The organism is Photobacterium leiognathi (genome assembly GCF_030685535.1).
GTDB lineage: Bacteria > Pseudomonadota > Gammaproteobacteria > Enterobacterales > Vibrionaceae > Photobacterium > Photobacterium leiognathi.
In genome coordinates this window covers 484,424-502,027 of the sequence record NZ_CP131599.1, presented here as the reverse complement: position 1 = coordinate 502,027, position 17,604 = coordinate 484,424, and the positions used below count along the sequence as shown (strand labels likewise).

16 protein-coding genes and 2 pseudogenes are annotated in these 17,604 nt (G+C 39.2%); 9 read left to right on the top strand and 9 right to left on the bottom strand.

Annotation, left to right across the window (positions count from 1 at the left end):
• Window positions 1–101 precede the first annotated feature (101 nt).
• Entirely contained in the window at window positions 102–353 is a 252-nt protein-coding gene (locus Q7674_RS02405; protein ID WP_045066175.1) for a hypothetical protein, read from the bottom strand.
• Between the two features lie 57 nt (window positions 354–410).
• A complete protein-coding gene (locus Q7674_RS02400) occupies window positions 411–896 on the bottom strand; it encodes a hypothetical protein (protein ID WP_305422459.1) in 486 nt (161 codons plus the stop codon).
• A 411-nt stretch (window positions 897–1,307) separates the two neighbouring features.
• Between Q7674_RS02400 and Q7674_RS02395 the strand changes: the two genes are divergently transcribed.
• Together Q7674_RS02395 and Q7674_RS02390 are read left to right on the top strand one after the other, a co-directional pair.
• Window positions 1,308–2,327: a Preprotein translocase subunit SecY gene (locus Q7674_RS02395; RefSeq protein ID WP_305422457.1), complete on the top strand. Its 1,020-nt coding sequence runs from the start codon at window positions 1,308–1,310 to the stop codon at window positions 2,325–2,327.
• A 204-nt stretch (window positions 2,328–2,531) separates the two neighbouring features.
• On the top strand, window positions 2,532–4,061 hold the full coding sequence (locus Q7674_RS02390; protein WP_008989580.1) for a phospholipase D family protein: 1,530 nt from the start codon (window positions 2,532–2,534) through the stop codon (window positions 4,059–4,061).
• 74 nt (window positions 4,062–4,135) lie between these two features.
• Here Q7674_RS02390 and rimK read toward each other — a convergent pair whose 3' ends face one another.
• The 3 genes and pseudogenes from rimK to hppD all read right to left on the bottom strand — a co-directional run bounded on the left by rimK (window position 4,136) and on the right by hppD (window position 6,740).
• Window positions 4,136–5,038, bottom strand: coding sequence for a 30S ribosomal protein S6--L-glutamate ligase (gene rimK / locus Q7674_RS02385; RefSeq protein WP_008989581.1), 903 nt, complete (start codon window positions 5,036–5,038; stop codon window positions 4,136–4,138).
• Between the two features lie 5 nt (window positions 5,039–5,043).
• Window positions 5,044–5,505 (bottom strand): annotated as a pseudogene (locus Q7674_RS02380) (ATP-dependent zinc protease family protein).
• 164 nt (window positions 5,506–5,669) lie between these two features.
• Window positions 5,670–6,740 carry a 4-hydroxyphenylpyruvate dioxygenase gene (gene hppD, locus Q7674_RS02375; RefSeq protein WP_023934701.1) on the bottom strand — a complete coding sequence of 357 codons (1,071 nt, stop codon included), beginning with the start codon at window positions 6,738–6,740 and terminating at the stop codon, window positions 5,670–5,672.
• 224 nt (window positions 6,741–6,964) lie between these two features.
• On the opposite strand from hppD, the gene Q7674_RS02370 reads away from it, so the two are divergent.
• Window positions 6,965–7,894 (top strand): CHAD domain-containing protein, encoded by a 930-nt coding sequence (locus tag Q7674_RS02370; protein WP_045066173.1) that lies wholly within the window; start codon window positions 6,965–6,967, stop codon window positions 7,892–7,894.
• Here Q7674_RS02370 and Q7674_RS02365 read toward each other — a convergent pair whose 3' ends face one another.
• Window positions 7,895–8,374 carry a glutathione peroxidase gene (locus Q7674_RS02365; RefSeq protein ID WP_045066171.1) on the bottom strand — a complete coding sequence of 160 codons (480 nt, stop codon included), beginning with the start codon at window positions 8,372–8,374 and terminating at the stop codon, window positions 7,895–7,897.
• A 76-nt stretch (window positions 8,375–8,450) separates the two neighbouring features.
• Between Q7674_RS02365 and Q7674_RS02360 the strand changes: the two genes are divergently transcribed.
• From Q7674_RS02360 to Q7674_RS02350, 3 genes and pseudogenes are all read left to right on the top strand, one after another.
• Complete coding sequence (locus Q7674_RS02360) at window positions 8,451–8,993, top strand: hypothetical protein (protein ID WP_045066170.1); 543 nt, start codon at window positions 8,451–8,453, stop codon at window positions 8,991–8,993.
• A gap of 226 nt (window positions 8,994–9,219) precedes the next feature.
• Window positions 9,220–11,326, top strand: a pseudogene (locus Q7674_RS02355) (protein-disulfide reductase DsbD family protein).
• An 11-nt stretch (window positions 11,327–11,337) separates the two neighbouring features.
• On the top strand, window positions 11,338–11,862 hold the full coding sequence (locus tag Q7674_RS02350; protein ID WP_023934696.1) for a protein disulfide oxidoreductase: 525 nt from the start codon (window positions 11,338–11,340) through the stop codon (window positions 11,860–11,862).
• A gap of 58 nt (window positions 11,863–11,920) precedes the next feature.
• Here the strand turns inward: Q7674_RS02350 and Q7674_RS02345 are convergent, their stop codons facing one another.
• Window positions 11,921–12,442 carry an NlpC/P60 family protein gene (locus Q7674_RS02345; protein WP_042117932.1) on the bottom strand — a complete coding sequence of 174 codons (522 nt, stop codon included), beginning with the start codon at window positions 12,440–12,442 and terminating at the stop codon, window positions 11,921–11,923.
• 228 nt (window positions 12,443–12,670) lie between these two features.
• On the opposite strand from Q7674_RS02345, the gene Q7674_RS02340 reads away from it, so the two are divergent.
• Both Q7674_RS02340 and Q7674_RS02335 read left to right on the top strand, forming a co-directional pair.
• Window positions 12,671–13,153: a GNAT family N-acetyltransferase gene (locus tag Q7674_RS02340; protein WP_023934695.1), complete on the top strand. Its 483-nt coding sequence runs from the start codon at window positions 12,671–12,673 to the stop codon at window positions 13,151–13,153.
• A 628-nt stretch (window positions 13,154–13,781) separates the two neighbouring features.
• Window positions 13,782–14,546: a 1-acylglycerol-3-phosphate O-acyltransferase gene (locus Q7674_RS02335; protein WP_045066169.1), complete on the top strand. Its 765-nt coding sequence runs from the start codon at window positions 13,782–13,784 to the stop codon at window positions 14,544–14,546.
• A 73-nt stretch (window positions 14,547–14,619) separates the two neighbouring features.
• Here Q7674_RS02335 and Q7674_RS02330 read toward each other — a convergent pair whose 3' ends face one another.
• Window positions 14,620–14,973, bottom strand: a complete 354-nt coding sequence (locus tag Q7674_RS02330) for a DUF2750 domain-containing protein (protein WP_008989593.1) — start codon at window positions 14,971–14,973, stop codon at window positions 14,620–14,622.
• Window positions 14,974–15,246: 273 nt separating this feature from the next.
• On the opposite strand from Q7674_RS02330, the gene rarD reads away from it, so the two are divergent.
• Window positions 15,247–16,152, top strand: coding sequence for an EamA family transporter RarD (rarD, locus tag Q7674_RS02325; RefSeq protein ID WP_023934693.1), 906 nt, complete (start codon window positions 15,247–15,249; stop codon window positions 16,150–16,152).
• A gap of 41 nt (window positions 16,153–16,193) precedes the next feature.
• On the opposite strand, the gene Q7674_RS02320 is transcribed toward rarD, so the two are convergent.
• Window positions 16,194–17,525 (bottom strand): IS4 family transposase, encoded by a 1,332-nt coding sequence (locus tag Q7674_RS02320; protein ID WP_305422452.1) that lies wholly within the window; start codon window positions 17,523–17,525, stop codon window positions 16,194–16,196.
• Window positions 17,526–17,604 lie beyond the last annotated feature (79 nt).

Below are 17,604 nucleotides of genomic sequence, written 5' to 3'. Positions count from 1 at the left end.
ACCCAGAGTTTCTTTAGTGCTTTCTGTATGAAAAATCATTTACCTTTTGATACCCGCAATCTACACAGCAATATACCTATAAATATGTTAGAGAGTCGATATTAAGCGCCAACCGCTGTAAATGGATCAACTTCAAAATAGTGGCTATGACAACAACCTGCCAATTGCGATTCTACATAGAGTGCAACGGACTCTATGGACTCTGCTTCCCAAACACATTGAAAAGTATGATCATCGACATAAACCAAGGCGAGATGAAGTTGTAAATCAGAGGGTAAATTGCTACCGATATATTGAGATTTAATAAAGAATTGCTCTTCATTTGTCATTTTATGTTCACTGGTAAAGAACATTGCTGACCCCCTTATCAGTTAAAATTAATAATAAGTATAGGTCAGCTTTTAGCAGGATTAATTATGTGCTACGTCTTTTAAGGCACGTAAGTATGCTTTTTCAGACTCAATATACTCCAATGCTTTTTGAGCACGAAGCCATTCAGGATAAATTAAATCTCGTTGAATTAATAAGTTATCTAAATATGTTTGTACTGCCGGAGACACTGGATGCTTTATCTGAACACGTTGTATTTCAAACAAAACATGAGGTTTATTGCTGCTAATTTCTTTATAAGATTGAAAATCAAACTTTTTCAATTGTGCACATGCAGCATAAAAAGCATCAAGACACTTTTGCTCAATGTCTAACCATTCGTCTTCCATTATTTTGTACCACGCATAGGACTGACCTAAGCGTTCGTACATAACGCGCTCTCTTTCAGTGTAAAAAATCGGTGTGGTGTTGTCCTTAACCCGTTGATCGATGCTTCCCATCGCATTCGATTGTGGTTGATAATTCACAAAACTACCCGTAAAAACTGTATTGCTAATATTATTCAAATTACACCATCGAAACATGTCAGCAAAATGACAAATAATAATGACTCTTCTTCCACTATTGCTCGAATATTAAGAAAAACAGCCAGTATCCAAATACATGAATATTCTGCTACGCCTTATCCAAAATGAATTATTTATGTTCACCAATCGTATTTAACATCGCATTATGTGTAGTTTCTAAGCAGTAATTGATTGCGTTTTAAACAGCAATGAAAGCGGTGTGTAAAATTCCATCGAAAAGACGCTGGAAGCCACGTTTTATAAGGGTTCAACGCTTTTTTAAGGTATCCTATAAGCCCTTAATTTTTGCTTGGCGTTATATACGACAAGCGACCACGAGCTTATTAGCCAGACTTATTTATGCTTTACGATCAGAAAAGCCACATTCGCTATCCGAAAGGATTATTCGCAATGTGGACAGTTTATAGTTTTACCTGCGCAGCCATTCTCGCCTCTATTGTCTTCTCGCTGCTATTATTCCTTTCTATTGATGATGATCCATTGATGAAATTCCTATTCGGTGGCTTAGCTGTCATTTTCGAATTAGGTAAATTCTTTGCTTGGTATGAAGTTGGTGAACGAAAAGCACGACGTAACTATACGGGTACGCTTTCAGCCTTTACCTTCTATGCGGTATTAGCGGCTATTTCTATCGGCGGCTCTATTGGTGGTATTAACAGTGCAACCAATAAAGCACAGAGTGAAGTAAACGTACAAAAAAGTAAGATCAATGCATACAACATGCAAATTGATGCGATCGAAAAACAGATCGATCTTAACAATGTGGCTGCTGAGAAATACATTCAAATGGAACGTATTGCTTCAGGTGTAACGCGTATTCAAAAACAAAATGATGAATTACGTAAACAGCAACAACAATTGGCAATGGAGCGCGATAGCATTCCTGTTGTGAGCCAAGGTTCGGTATTAGGCTTAATCGACAGCTTAGCGGATACATTACATGTGACACCGCAATCAGCGCAGCTTGGCTTAGTGGTATTCCTCTCAGTGTTGTTGGATTTCTTTGCCGCTTTCTTCGTTGGCTTAATTGGTGAAGAAAACCGTTTCCGTCATAAATTCCGTCATAATCAGATGTTAGAAATGGCGGGTTACAATGAGATGGAACAACCGAAGCTACTAGAGCATTTTGATCCATCAAGTGTTGGTACATCTGAAATTACTGATGTTGAAGTACATGAGGCTGAAGAAATTGTCATTGAACCTGAGGTGCCAAAAACACCTTATGAGCAAGCTATCGATGCCCTTAGCCACAATAAAGTAAACTGTAGCAAACGCGCGGTGAGTAAATTCTTAAACATCTCTACTGATGAAGTGGATTCGATTTTCAAGCAATTACTTGATGAAGGTATTGTGAGTAAGAAGCCAAATAATCACTACCAATGGCATGGTGTTGAAGCAACAGCTAACTAAGTCATAGCATTACCTTAAAAGCCCGATATCAGTGATGATTTCGGGCTTTTTTATTGACTGATTTTATCTATTTCTCAATTTGTTACACTTCTTTCTATATTTGTTTTATCAAATATTGCAGTGATCACATAAACTAGCTTTCCTTACAGCGTATGAGGTTATTCCTCTGTAGAATTCGCCCAAATTTATTTTGTTGTAGTATTCATGAACCGTTTAAAACACTATAAAAAACTTTTCACCCATTCAATTATCGCGACGGGTGTACTGACTCTTGTTGGTTGTGCGCAACCATTATCAACAGAAAAACAGACGAGCTACTCTAATGTTGATAACTTCAAAACCAACCTATACCAAAGCTCACTGCCTTATACGAGCAAGCACCCAGATAAAACAGGTTTCTACCCATTAGGTGATGGCCAAGCAGCCCTACTGGCACGTTTAGCGATTATTGAAGGTGCAGAAAAAACGTTGGATGTGCAGTACTACATCTACCGTGACGATGCGACAAGTGGTCTATTAACTTGGTATTTATACCAAGCAGCAGAGCGTGGCGTTCGTGTACGTCTATTACTTGACGACATGCAAAATCGTGATGATCAAGCACTAGCAAGTTTATCGGCTCACCCTAACGTTGAAGTGCGTTTATTTAACCCATTTTCAAACCGTACGATTAAGCCACTAAGCTTTTTGACCGATTTTGATCGTCTAAACCGTCGTATGCATAACAAAGCAATCATTGCTGATGGTGTTTTCGCGATCACTGGTGGTCGTAATATTGGTGATGAATATTTCTCGGCAAACAGCGATGTAGAATTTGGTGACTTCGACCTGATCATGTTAGGTAAAGTGATCCCACAATTCTCTCGCCAATTCGATGAATACTGGAACAGTAAGCCAGCAACCCCTATTGAGGCGTTAGTAAGCGAAGCACATGAGCCTACACCTGAGCAACTAGCCCAATGGAAACAAGCTCAGCTTAAATACATGTCAACTGATTACGCTCGTTCATTAAAGCACCACCCGATGGTGAAACAATTAATGGATGAAACACTGCCGCTATTCTGGACGGATGCAGAGCTGCTTTACGATACACCGTACAAAGTGGCTAACAGCAAAGATGATCTACTGTTACATAAGCTATCTGAAATGATTGCAAAAGCAGATCACGACTTCTTCTTAGTATCACCTTACTTTGTACCAACAGAAGAAGGCGCTAAAGAACTAGCAAAAGCGGCGAAAAGTGGTAAGAACATCACCATCGTAACGAACTCATTAGCATCAAACGATGTGTTCGCTGTACATGGCTGGTACGCAAAATACCGTAAGCTTATGCTTGAAGGTGGTGTAAAGCTATATGAAGTGAAAGTTGAGCCAGGGCAAAAAACGAAGCATAAGTGGCTAAGCCGTTCTCGTACTAGCTTACATGCAAAAACGTTTATTCTTGATAAATCAAAGATTTTTGTTGGTTCATTTAACTTTGACCCACGTTCAGCTTACCTAAATACTGAGCTTGGTGTAATTGTGGATTCTCCTGAGTTTTCTGGTCAAGTGTATAACCAGATCAGCAACTCACTACTAAAAGATGCTTACCGCTTATCCCTTGATGAAAATGGTGACATCGTATGGAATGACGATACAACTGGTCAACAATACACCTCAGAGCCAGATAGCGGTATTTTGCTAAAAATGGGCGCTTGGGTTGCAGGTGCATTACCTATTGAAAAGCAGCTATAAGATAACATTCTATTAGCAACAAAAAAGGCGTCCAATGGACGCCTTTTTTAATACAAAGAATAACTTAGGTTAAATTAGCCTTTGTTACGAAGTGAAGATTTTTTCACTGCATTTTTCTCGATGTACTCGATGATCATGCCCGCGATATCTTTACCTGTTGCTTTCTCGATACCTTCAAGACCTGGTGATGAGTTTACTTCCATCACTAGTGGACCACGATCAGAACGAAGTAGGTCAACACCTGCTACGCCTAAGCCCATGATCTTCGCTGCAGCCACTGCTGTCTTACGCTCTTCTGGTGTGATCTTAACAAGTGCTGCGCTACCGCCACGGTGTAGGTTTGAACGGAATTCACCTTCAGCACCTTGACGCTTCATCGCTGCAATTACTTTATCGCCAATCACGAAACAACGGATATCTGCACCGCCTGCTTCTTTAATGTATTCCTGCACCATGATGTTTGCTTTCAAACCCATGAATGCTTCGATAACACTTTCAGCAGCTTTACGTGTCTCAGCAAGTACAACACCGATACCTTGTGTACCTTCAAGTAGTTTAATCACTACAGGTGCACCACCTACCATGTCAAGTAAGTCTTTAACATCATCAGGCTTGCTTGCAAAACCAGTAACAGGCATACCAATACACTTACGAGATAGCAGTTGCATTGAACGCAGTTTGTCACGAGAACGGCTGATCGCTACAGATTCATTTACTGTGTAAACGCCCATCATCTCAAACTGACGCAATACCGCTGTACCGTAGAACGTCACAGAAGCACCGATACGTGGAATAATCGCGTCAAAATTCACTAGATCTTCACCTTTAAAGTGGATCTGTGGCTTTTCTGAGTTGATATTCATGTAACAACGTAGTGCATCAATCACTTTAATTTCATGACCACGTTGCTCTGCGGCTTCAATAAGACGAGCTGTCGAGTAAAGTGAACGGTTACGAGATAAAATACCAATTTTCATGACAACTAGCCTTGAGTTTTAATGAGATAAGAAGCTTCCGGGTCAACAATAATACGCTCATGCATCGCCGTACGACCAAGTAGCATACGGAACGCCATGTTATCACGACTTGTTAACGAAATTTCAATTTACCATTGCTGACCGTTAAAATCAATTGTAGAAACAATAAAGTAGCGTAGTTGTTCGTCACCACCTGAGTTACGTACAATACGCTTGTCTGCGATTTTCGCTTCACAAACTTGTTCTACTTCAGTGTTATTGTGGATTGGGTGAATCCAAAATTTAACCCATGCCTCGCCATCGCGAGTAAATTCTTCAATCTTAAACGTATGTAAACATGAACTACGTGCACCAGTATCAACTTTTACGTGAATATCACTGATACCAAGGTCAGGTAAAGCTGCGATTTCACGCCACCCAACAAGAAATTTATTATTTTTGTTCACTATTGTATCTTTATTAATCATATTACAAACCCACTATTGCTGTAGTAGTAATAAATCCAATACTTTATAAGGATAATACTACAGTATAGCGAGCATTAACCATCTCTCTGACATAAATTTAACATTGACAAAATATCAAATTTATATTTATGAACAGAGAAACACGTTGCTTAAATCGTCCCTAATTAAGCTTTAGCATTTAACACACCACGACGAATTTGATCGAGTTCAATTGATTCAAACAAGGCTTGAAAATTACCCTCACCAAAACCCTCATTTCCTTTACGCTGAATAATCTCAAAAAACACAGGTCCGATCACGGTCTCGGTAAAAATTTGCAACAAAATACCATCTTCATCACTATCTATCAGTATTTTGTGATGCTGTAACATAGCAACATTTTCATCGTGACGGTCAATCCTTTTACTTATTAACTCATAATAAGTATCAGGCGTATCCATAAAAATCACTTCCGACTCACGCAATTTCGCTACCGTGGTAGCAATATCATCAGAGCTTAAAGCAATATGTTGAATGCCTTCGCCTTTATATTGTTTTAGGTATTCGGCAATTTGTGAGTATTCGTCACTAGATTCATTGATAGGAATACGAATCTTGCCGCATGGGGATGTCATTGCGCGAGATTTTAAACCAGTTAGCTGACCTTTGATATCAAAATATTTAACTTGGCGAAAATTGGCAATTCTAGTGTAGAAATCAGACCATTTATTCATGTTACCCATTTGAACGTTATGAGTAAGATGATCGATATTTTTCAATCCCTTATCAGCTTTCATTAACCGTTGTTGATAGTCGTGATAGTAGTCAAAATCCACTTCATAAATGTCATGTTCACCATAACGATCAACCAAATATAACAAGGCTCCGCCTATTCCTTCTATTGCAGGAATATTCAACTCCATGGGACCTGCCTGTGTAGGATGAATAATAGCACCTTGTTTAACTGCATAAGCTAACGCTTTATCGACATCTTTAACACGAAATGCCATCGCATTAACGCTTGTACCATGCGCTTTAGCAAATTGATCCGCTTGTGATGAATGATCACCATTAACAATAAAGCTGATATCACCTTGCCGATATAACCAAACCGCTTTGTGCTTATGTTTAGCAATTTCTGCAAAACCCATTTTTGAGAATAATTGCTTTAACAGTTCAATGCCCTCCGCTGATGGCGCAGTGTATTCAACAAACTCAAAACCATCTGTACCTAAAGGATTCCATAGTTCAGTCATTGCAGTCTCCTGTTAAAGATATCGATAACTCTTTTAACGTTTAGCAGGGAGTGGTTTGCAGTGGTAAGTTTCACATTAGCAAATTGAATATTAATTAATTTATTGCTGTAACATCTTATTGCCATTGATTTTACAGCTTGTATTTACCGTTATGATTCAAGCAGAAAGCGTAGCCGTGAACTATATTTAATCCTTATAGTGCTTTTTATTACTTGGGTAGGATTATGCATAAACGAGACACTTTTGAGCTTCCTCGAAAAACGTCCTATGTTTATCCTATTGATTCAAAATTACCGCTAGCTACAGACATTCGTCGCTACCTTAAAAAAGAATTCGCCTTTTGTACTCAATATGAAAAAGGCATTATTAAAGACGATGATCCTGAATTTCTTCATCAATACCGCGTTACATTACGCCGTATCCGAGCCATTTTAACCCTGCACCATTCACTGTTTAATCCAACACAAGTTGAACTGCTTAATCTTGCCATCAAAAATCTCATGCAACTCACTAACCTACAGCGAGATCTTGATGTCTATCTAATGCAGATGGAGCATTACTTCAGCTTGATTGAACATAAACATCATTTAGGGCTGGCACGGTTTTTCGATGATTTGCAGCACCAACGCCAGAAAACCTATAAAAAAAATAAACATTGGCTTAAGAGTGATGAATATAAAGCAGCCCACGGTGAAATTGCCTTCCAACTAAAACATTTATTAGCTGTAGACAATCAAACAACCTCATCAAACATAACAAGCATTAATAGGCTTTTAACGCAGCTCAGCAAAAAGGTTTTAAAACTCACAGCAACGATCAATACAGAAACAGAAGATAACCAACTTCATGCCTTAAGAATTAAATGTAAGAAGCTTCGTTATGGTTTAGAACTTTATTCATCTGTTTCCGAACAACTGACGTTGACTATCACCGCTAAAACCATGAAGTCAATGCAATCCAAATTAGGGGATTTTAACGATAGCGCAGTACAAATTGATTTTCTCAATCACTATTTGGAGCAATATAAAAAAGCAGGACGGCGGGCAAAAGCAATCAATTTGCTCCTTCATAAAATGAGGGAGCAACACGCGAATAATAAGCAGCAGTTAATTATAGAAATTATCCAATTTTCTCAAACCACTGCGAAGACATGATCATGCTAGTAATTTGACAATATCCACCTCAATATCCAACGGTTTAGTCGTCGGCGCATAACGTTTAACAGGCGTACCGTCCGGTGCAATTAAAAACTTAGTAAAATTCCATTTAATATTTGCTCCTAACACACCAGGCAACGCTTTGACTAAATAAGTAAATAGCGGATCTGCCTGTGCACCTTTTACATCCACTTTACTGAACATCGGGAAAGTAACACCATAATTAACTAAACAACTTTGTGCTATTTCCGCTTCAGTGCCCGGCTCTTGCCCACCAAATTGGTTACATGGAAAACCAAGGATCACTAACCCCTGCTCTTTATACTTATCAAACAGCGCCTGTAATGTTTCATATTGTGGGGTAAATCCACATTCACTAGCCGTATTCACAATCAAAAGCACTTTACCTTGGTACTTTTCAAGCGAAAGCATATCCCCTGTGATGTTTTTCACTTCAAAATCGTAAATTTTAGTCATTCTCATTTCCTATTTATTATTACTCGCTAGGTGTCCATGTTATTCTGTGCGACCATTTCAGTACGATATTAATGCCATGACAGATCTCAAATCACTATTTTTTTCACTCGGCATAGAGAAGCTTGATTTATCATCAGAAGATCAAGTGCTTATCAACCAATTTATCTCTAGTTTTACGCCTCGTTTTCTCGATATTTGCCAACAACGCCCTGATCGTGCACCTCTCGATTTACTGTTAGGCTTAATGACACAACAACACCAACTGTTGTCACAACAATGGCATACACAGCAGCAAGCTTATCACCAGATGCAGTCTGTCTTTGAGAACACTGTTGGCGCAGATCATGCTTCAAAATTCCAACATCAAGAGAGCGAACAATACACCATTGTTTCTCTGTTGTGGTTACTTGTACAAGGTGCAAGCCAGATTGACTATAGCTACGCTAACGAGCAAGCCGAAACGATTTGTCAGCAATTATTTACAACTTCGGCAACAATGAAAAATGCAGATCCTCAAGCGGAGCTACTACGTCAACGCTTAATGCAGGCTTACTATTTAGGGAAAAAATCCTCCCAGCAAAGCCTCGTTACAAAATTAAAAAATTGGTTCACATCCTAATAGCTATTACTATGAACCTACAATAGTGATTAATATCGCCATATTAGGTTTAGACAAACGAACTAAAAATACAAAGTAATGTCTGTTACTACTGTGATAAAAGTTTGTAATTCAATGAAATAGATCTTCTCTCTAGCGGGTCTATTTAGTCATAACACTAATATCGTTACACCCACGTTTGATAACATTGCAATGTTTCTGCGCATTGTTAACACGGAGTTCAAGATTGAAAAAACTATATCTGAATACTTATTTCATCTATGCCATATTCGGTGCGCTGCTAAGTATCTTTTTCACCCCACTTTCCTATGCCTCACCGGAGATCACGACAGGTTGGGTAACCAATCCCCAGCATCCACCTGTGCAAGTACGCTTGGTACTAACAGGTGAGAAAGATCTCGCTAACCATACGGTCCAAGGCTTATTAGAAGTCAAACTTGATAAAGACTGGAAAACCTATTGGCGATCACCAGGTGAAGGTGGCGTTGCCCCGTCTGTTAATTGGGATATGTCGAGTAACGTTGAAAGTGTTGATTGGCAATGGCCGATGCCAAAGCGTTATGAATTCCTAGGGGTAGAAACCTTAGGCTATAAGCATGATGTTATCTTCCCGCTGTCTATTCATGTTAAAGACATGAACAAACCTGTGTTTCTTGCAGGTAAGCTAACCATGTCTTCTTGTACTAGCATCTGTGTCCTGACTGACTATGAATTAGCATTAGACTTTAATCCGACCAAGCTAACCACATCAACTGATGCGATGTTCTTATATAACAAGGGCTATAGCCATGTTCCTAAGTCATCACCAGCTGTTACGCTAGACAAAGTCTCTTACGATCAGAACAAAAAAATCGTCACTGTTGTTGCGACCAACAAAGCGGGTTGGACAAAACCGGATGTACTGATTGATGGACATTCAAAAGCAGTTAAAGATAGCTCTTTCCTTGCGCCTAAAGTGACAATTAAAGATCAAACCCTCTACGCAACAGTCCCTGTAACCAGTTGGTTTGGCACCCCTAAACTTGTTGGCGAACCACTACAAGTTACCATTGGTGATAATGATTTAGCTGTTGAGATGAAAGCAACCGCAACAGATGAGCCAGTGATCATTCCAAACACCAATAACAATCTGTTGGAAATCATTGGTTTTGCGCTATTAGGTGGCTTAATTCTTAATATCATGCCTTGTGTACTGCCAGTGCTGGGTATGAAACTAAGCAGCGTTATTTCTGCTAAAGGATTGGAGAAGCGTCAAATTCGCACCCAATTCATTGCCTCTGCGGCAGGTATTCTAACTTCATTCTGGCTACTTGCAGGCTTCTTAGCACTGATGAAGTTCTCAGGACAAGCACTTGGCTGGGGTATTCAATTCCAAAGCCCTTGGTTTATTGGCATTATGATCGCTATCACCGTGCTATTTGGTGCCAATATGTTGGGGTTATTTGAAATTCGACTTTCAAGCAATGCCAATACATGGATGGCATCAAAAGGTGATAACTCACACTTAGGTCACTTTATCCAAGGGATGTTTGCAACACTGTTAGCAACACCTTGTAGTGCGCCATTTTTAGGTACTGCGGTTGCGTTTGCATTAGGGGCTAATTACATCACCTTGTTTGCTATCTTCACTGCATTAGCTGTTGGTATGGCTGCACCGTGGCTGCTCATTGCCATTTTCCCTCAACTTGCGAATATATTGCCCAAGCCAGGTTTATGGATGGATCGTGTTAAGACCCTATTTGGCTTAATGATGCTAGGCAACCAGTGTGTGGCTGTTAAGCTTAATGACCAGTTTCTTTAATACAGCTGTAGTTTGGGCAATTGGTATTGCCATTATGCTATTTATCTTATGGCAACTTGGTCGTAAGAAAGGCCGTAAAAGTGTCATTATTACAACCGCCGTATTACTGCTTGGTGTGGCAGGTAGCTTAATTGTAGGCAGCCTAACCACCAGCCACTGGGCTAAACCATTAGCTGATGATCATCACTGGGACGTTCTGAATACAGATAAGATCGCCGAGCAAGTCGCACAAGGAAAAACTGTCTTTGTTGATGTCACTGCTGATTGGTGTATTACCTGTAAAGCAAACAAGGTTGGCGTATTACTGCAAGAGCCAGTGTACTCTGCCCTATCAGCTGACAACATTGAGCTAATGCGTGGCGATTGGACCAAGCCATCTGATTACGTGACAGGCTTTTTACAATCTCATGGTCGCTTTGGTGTGCCATTCAATATTGTCTATGGCCCGAATGCCCCAGAAGGTATTCCACTACCAGTGATCTTAACCAACGATGAAGTGCTAAACGCTATTCAACAAGCAAGCAAAAAGTAAAGGGATAGAAAATGACATGGAAGTTAGGCCAAGGACGGCTAAAAAGCAGTATTGTTATCATTCTTGTTGTTACTGTGATCAGTATTGCTGTTGATCTTTGGCGTAATAAAGATCTAAAGGTTTCGGTACAACATCAATCAGTAGAGAAAACCATTAATCAACATGACATTGATTGGCTAACCAGTAGTTATCAACAACCTGTTGTGCTGTATTTATGGGCAACATGGTGCCCTAGCTGTCGTTTTGTTAGTCCTTCGATTAATTTACTACAGCAGTATCAAAACGATTTAAATGTAAAAGTAACCAGCATTGCTATTCGCTCTGGTGATGACCGAAAGCTACGTGCTTATATGGGGAGCAAAGATTATCGATTCCCTGTTATTAATGACGCAAACGGCCAACTCAGCCAAGAATTAGGCATTACCGTTACACCCACTATTTTGATTGTAAAAAATGGCAAGCTATTTAATGCCACTACCGGTGTAACAACGCCTATGGGATTATTAGCGAGAATAGCCGCAGCCAAATATCTTTAAATTTTACACAAATAAAAAGCCCAGCAATTTTATGCTGGGCTTTTTTATATTTCTAAGCTCACGATTTAGGCATTCGTCGAATTTGCCAAAAGTGTCGTTTCCAATAAGGATTATCTAATCGTGAAATCATCACCCCTCTTGATTGAGAAGCATGCAAGAATTCTGAATTTCCTAAATAAATGCCCACGTGACGTGTATTACGACCCGTTCGGAAAAAGACTAAGTCTCCTTCTTTAGCATTATTACGTGAAATTTTACGTCCTTTTTTCACCAGCTCTAACGTTGTACGTGGCAGCATCATTTGATAAACACTGGAATAACCCACTTGTACAAATGCTGAACAATCAATCCCTTTCTTCGTCGTGCCGCCTAAGCGGTACGGTGTACCCTTCCATGTGTGGTAAACGCCATCAAACATACCTGTATCAATAGATGAATTCCTTTTTAACTGTTTAGGAATATCATCTTTCAACATGCTATTGGTAAATGCTATTTCCTTACCTACAGACTTTGTTTCTGCAGATTTAGCATTCGATGCCGTTTCATCATTTACAGAGTTAGTCGAAGAACACCCAACCACTGACATTAAAGCCAATGCGACTAATGCATATTTATTGTATTTAAATCCGTTCTTCAAAATTTACCCTGCAACACTAAATTTCATATAACTAAATTAATTATGTCCTAAAATAATACCAATAATAGGGACGAAGTGCACATTATCATAATAAATTTGACGTCCAGCCGACAATACAGTTCACAATATTTTAAATTTTAATCTCAAATATCAGAAATATATTAAAATCCTATGCGCCCAATTACATTCATTAATTACAACGATACATTTAAAAAACAACTCGCTGAAATTTACAGCCAGTCTATCATTCAACTTGCGCCCCGCTTCTATAACTCAGCACAAATTGAAATGTGGGCAAATTATCCGCAACAACATCCCGAAGCATTTGCTGAATTACTTCAACAAGGCGACGTCATTATTGCTATTGATGCTCATAATCATGCTATTGGGTTTGGTCAGTTGCATCCTCATAATTATGTTTCGCTACTGTACGTATCACCTCAAGTATCACGTCAAGGAATTGGAAGAGCGATATATCAACAGTTGGAACAAATAGCGATAAAAACTCATCAAACCACGATTAGCGTAACGGCTAGCAAATTATCAAAGCCTTTATTTAAACAACTCGGTTTCGAATTAATAGATACAGAAATCGCAGTAAGAAATGGAATAGAATTTGAGCGATATAATATGGTAAAACTATTACCCAACTAAGCTTAAAAAAAAGGCTTACGATAAACGCAAGCCTGAAATTCCATACAACAGAAGAGATACCGTTACTAAATCAACATAACGTTATCTGCGAGTGATTCTTACGTGATTTCTTTTCAAGATCCAGTAATTTACTTATCTATAAATACATCTGCGATTTTCTTCACGATCAAAGCTGAAAATGTAATTGTTAGATCTGTTAACAATATGCATCCCACATCATATTTTATGTATTTTTTATAGATATTAATTACTTATAAATATACCCAAGCGACTTCAAGATGCCTGATTCAGAGCGAAGTCACTGAGTTGAATTCAAGGAAGACAACGAAGCGGAATAGCGAGCTCTTTCCAAGTTGTCTGACGCAAGAAGTCGGCTCAGTGACACGCTCCCAAAGGGCGAGCGTCCTTAGCTCTCAGACTTTGTTAACAATTCTCAATGTAGAACCACTATATCTCCGAATCGTTGCCGCGCCTGAGAACTAAGGTCGTCTCGCTGAACACTGCATCTTGAGGTTGCTTGGGTATAACTTTAATCGCTTAATACAATTACAATACTGTTACAATTAGCATTTGAGCTAAGTTTGCGCTAACCTGTTGTTAGTTCAAGTAAATAGCATAAGGAGTTTATGTGCTGTCTTTTATACGGATTTTAATTGCCACACTATTTATTATCATTACTACCCTTTGCGCACTTATCTATTGCCTCATAAATCGACCTCGTGCACCTAAACATGTATATACTTTTTGTCGCTGGTTTAACCAACTGCAAAAAATTACAGGTGTTAAGATAGAACAGCGCGGTTTAGACAATAGTCAGGACATTCCTAACGCTGTTTATATATCCAATCACCAGAGTGTTTTCGATTTCGTTACTACGCCCGGTATGCTGCGTCCGAGAACCGTTTCTTTAGGTAAAAAGAGTCTGGTTTCGCTCCCTTTCTTTGGTCAACTCTATTGGATCACTGGTAATATTCTGATTGATAGAGAAAACAAATCTAAAGCCCGTAATACCATTCAACAAGTCGCGGATGCTATTCATAGCCGTGACTTATCTGTGTGGGTTTATCCTGAAGGCACACGAAGTAAAGGGCGTGGATTACTGCCGTTTAAGACAGGAGCTTTTAGAATGGCGATTGAAGCTGGTGTGCCTATTATTCCCGTTGTTATCAGCACAACACACAATAAAATTGATTTAAACAAATGGGATAACGGAACTGTTATTGCTGAAATGCTGCCACCAATTCAAACAACAGGATTGAAAGCGACACAAGCAAGAGAATTGGCTGAACAATGCCATCAATTAATGGCTGATAAAATCGCTCAATTAGATAACGAGCTGGCAGAACGTAAAAGTGCTGTTGATATGGATAACAGCCATCAGAACGAAGCTTAAAAAACATCGCCCCTCACATCGTTTGCTATATATGCAAAAAATAATGAGGGGCGATTTTTAGAACTTTACTGGCTTAGATGTAAAGCTTAGCAACATCGCTAGGCTCTAGCTCAAGACCTTCAAGATCTTGGTTCCAGTTAAGACCAACAAGAACACCATCTTCAGCTAAAGTGATCATCCAGTCTTCTAGGAAGATATCTAAAGGCAGTTCGCTTGGTTGGAACTCAGCCCACTCATCAGCACATTGAGCTTTCGCATCTGCTTCATTTGACCAGAAAGGCATTACTTCTGAATCTTCAAACTCAGATGAAGCAACAGATAGCCAATCACCCTCTTCGTTGCGAAGGCTCCAAACAATACGTGTATTTTGTGTTTCTTCAACAAACATTAGCTTGTTAGCTTGGATATCTGACGTTAGTTTAGTCATCATTTTCTCTCAATTATAAGCCCTAAAAGTGAGCCGTAGCGGCCATTTGCACCACCACAACCTAACTTAGGAAGTTTAACAAAAAACCGAATAAACAGTGATTAAATATTGTTTATAATTTTATGCTATATAGAGATAGGTTGCTATTGACTTATCACGATTCAGTGCCAAAATAGCGCGATTATCGACTAGTTCTCTCTAACTTAGCCGACATGGCAAACTCTTGCCAACAAATTCTATTTCAAATATTTACATTTCACTTTAGGTAGATAAATGCAATCTCGTCGTGCTGGAAATATGCTGGCGGCGTTTTCTTTTGTACTTTGGGGTATCCTCCCTCTGTATTATCAGTTCCTGCCACAAGCAAATACCAATGAACTATTAGCACTTAGAATTATTTTCTCAGTGCCTGTTATGCTATTGGTCATGTTATTACTAAAACGCCCGTTACCTACAATCAGCACGCTACTGGCAGATAAGAAATCACTGTTTATGTGCTTTATTGCTGGCTGTATTATGAGTGTTTCTTGGTATGCGTTTACCTGGGCTATCACCCATGGTGAAGTTTTAGCGGCTAGTCTTGGTTATTTCATTAACCCACTATTTGCTATTGCGCTAGGGTTATTCTTTTTAAGTGAGAGGCTTAGTAAAGCCCAAGTTGCAGCTGTCGCATTAGCTATTATTGGTATCGGTTATCAAGTATGGCAGTACGGTGAATTACCTTGGTTATCACTGATCATGGGTAGTTTCTTTGCCATTTATGGCTTAACAAAGAAGTACATCAAGTATGATGCATTAACCTCTGTAACCATTGAAGCGGCAGTATTAACACCTTTTGCTGTTATCTACATGATCTGGCTATATCTGTCAGGCGACAGTGTATCGTTAACGTCAGGCGCAACTACATTCTTACTTTATGTCGGTTCAGCACCCGTTACCGTTGCACCATTGATCTTTTTTGCACTAGCGTTAAACCGTACAAGTTTAACCATGGTTGGTTTAATGCAGTACATAGAGCCAAGCTTACAGTTCTTACTAGCGGTGTTCTTGTTTGGCGAAGTGTTTGATCAAACAAAAGCAGTAAGCTTTGGTTTAATTTGGTTTGGCTTGATCCTATGTACCCTTGAAGCATTGCCTAGTCTGTTCCACAGAAAGAAGAAAATCGCACTTCCTCACTAATCATATACACCGTTAAACACCGTGCTTAGCGCTAACACCTATCACTTAAGGTGTTTGGAACGAACTGGATAACGAGTTTTATTGATACGAACGGCTCTCTGCTTGGGCCGTTTTTTTCTTTCAGGTAATATGTAACGCTTTACTTGTTTTCTCATTGCTCTCAGTTTTTGAGGAATTGAACCTGGCGAAGCGATGGCACACCACATTAATTCATCTTGAATATCTCTTAACGCCATCATAAAACTTATCCGTAATGGTGAAACATTCGCTTCTGCCGCTATTCTACTTATTTCTAAGCGAACAAGATTATAAGCTATCAATATTCCCCATATTTCTTGCTCAATACCTTCTACTGATTGACTACGCAATAATATTTCATCTTCAAGCATGTCACGTTTTATTTCACCATAACTGTTTTCTATCTCCCAACGTTCGAAATAAACATCAAGCAAAGCTTGATAGCTATAATGCTCACCAACTAAGGAAGTAAGAAGCCCTTGGATATGATATTTTTGAGTTTTTTCTGGATAAAGCACTAATCGAGCTTGCCATTTTTCAGGAAGGCTTGGGTCTTTAGCTCTTGCATATTTGGATACATCCATTTCTACAATCAAATCTCGTCCTGCTTCATCAAGCTGCTTAATGACGGTATATCGCGTATTTGATTTAATTGGAGTCATCCAATGACTCGAATCATGCTGACGTTGCCAATTAATCATCAACTCGGCGCCAAGATAACATCGGTCAAAAATAGTTAAAGAATCTGGCGTTATTGAGGATATAAGCTGTTTAGCATAGTTCTCTTCACCAATATTGCTGGGACCAAATGCTACGTTGTGTATTAATCGACTACGAAGGGAGCATAAAGCACATAACCTGACGATAGGGTATTCTGTATGCTGTATCTTACCGTGTTTGACATACTGAAAGTGACTCGCTAATTCTGGAGTATCATGACTTCTAAATTGAGTTCCATCGACAGAGAAAAGGCGTAAGCCTTTCCATGTGTCTCCGCTATCTTCGGCTTTCGTCCAATATTTGGCAGTGAGTGAGAAAAGTGCTTTTAGAGGCTGTGCTGTCAATCGTTTTCGCGCCTGAGGGATAGCACTTGGTGCAATAGAATCACCTTGTGATCGCGATAATTGCAAATCAAGTTTATTCAAGACATCGGTTATCGATCTATTACGATATAGGCCAATTCCAACGATTAACCAAACAACCAATTCCGCAGGTAATTTTCGTCTGCGTATACTGGCCTTATTGGTTTCATCTAATGCTTGTTGAATCCACTCAAGAGGTAAGTCTCTTTGAAATAATGAGAGTGATTCTGGTGCTGCAAACGCATCTACATCAATGAGCCAATGTGACAACATAAAAAATACCCCCAGTTTTGCAAAACTGAGGGTATTTTTAACTATCTGAAAGATCGTGCAACCAATCAATTTCTTAAGT

What these genes read in the sequence shown, in the direction of transcription:
- Q7674_RS02405 (WP_045066175.1), bottom strand. Translation starts at nt 353, where the DNA reads ATGTTCTTTACCAGTGAACATAAAATGACAAATGAAGAGCAATTCTTT.
- Q7674_RS02395 (WP_305422457.1), top strand. Translation starts at nt 1,308, where the DNA reads ATGTGGACAGTTTATAGTTTTACCTGCGCAGCCATTCTCGCCTCTATT.
- Q7674_RS02390 (WP_008989580.1), top strand. Translation starts at nt 2,532, where the DNA reads ATGAACCGTTTAAAACACTATAAAAAACTTTTCACCCATTCAATTATC.
- rimK (WP_008989581.1), bottom strand. Translation starts at nt 5,038, where the DNA reads ATGAAAATTGGTATTTTATCTCGTAACCGTTCACTTTACTCGACAGCT.
- hppD (WP_023934701.1), bottom strand. Translation starts at nt 6,740, where the DNA reads ATGACTGAACTATGGAATCCTTTAGGTACAGATGGTTTTGAGTTTGTT.
- Q7674_RS02370 (WP_045066173.1), top strand. Translation starts at nt 6,965, where the DNA reads ATGCATAAACGAGACACTTTTGAGCTTCCTCGAAAAACGTCCTATGTT.
- Q7674_RS02365 (WP_045066171.1), bottom strand. Translation starts at nt 8,374, where the DNA reads ATGACTAAAATTTACGATTTTGAAGTGAAAAACATCACAGGGGATATG.
- Q7674_RS02360 (WP_045066170.1), top strand. Translation starts at nt 8,451, where the DNA reads ATGACAGATCTCAAATCACTATTTTTTTCACTCGGCATAGAGAAGCTT.
- Q7674_RS02350 (WP_023934696.1), top strand. Translation starts at nt 11,338, where the DNA reads ATGACATGGAAGTTAGGCCAAGGACGGCTAAAAAGCAGTATTGTTATC.
- Q7674_RS02340 (WP_023934695.1), top strand. Translation starts at nt 12,671, where the DNA reads ATGCGCCCAATTACATTCATTAATTACAACGATACATTTAAAAAACAA.
- Q7674_RS02330 (WP_008989593.1), bottom strand. Translation starts at nt 14,973, where the DNA reads ATGACTAAACTAACGTCAGATATCCAAGCTAACAAGCTAATGTTTGTT.
- rarD (WP_023934693.1), top strand. Translation starts at nt 15,247, where the DNA reads ATGCAATCTCGTCGTGCTGGAAATATGCTGGCGGCGTTTTCTTTTGTA.
- Q7674_RS02320 (WP_305422452.1), bottom strand. Translation starts at nt 17,525, where the DNA reads ATGTTGTCACATTGGCTCATTGATGTAGATGCGTTTGCAGCACCAGAA.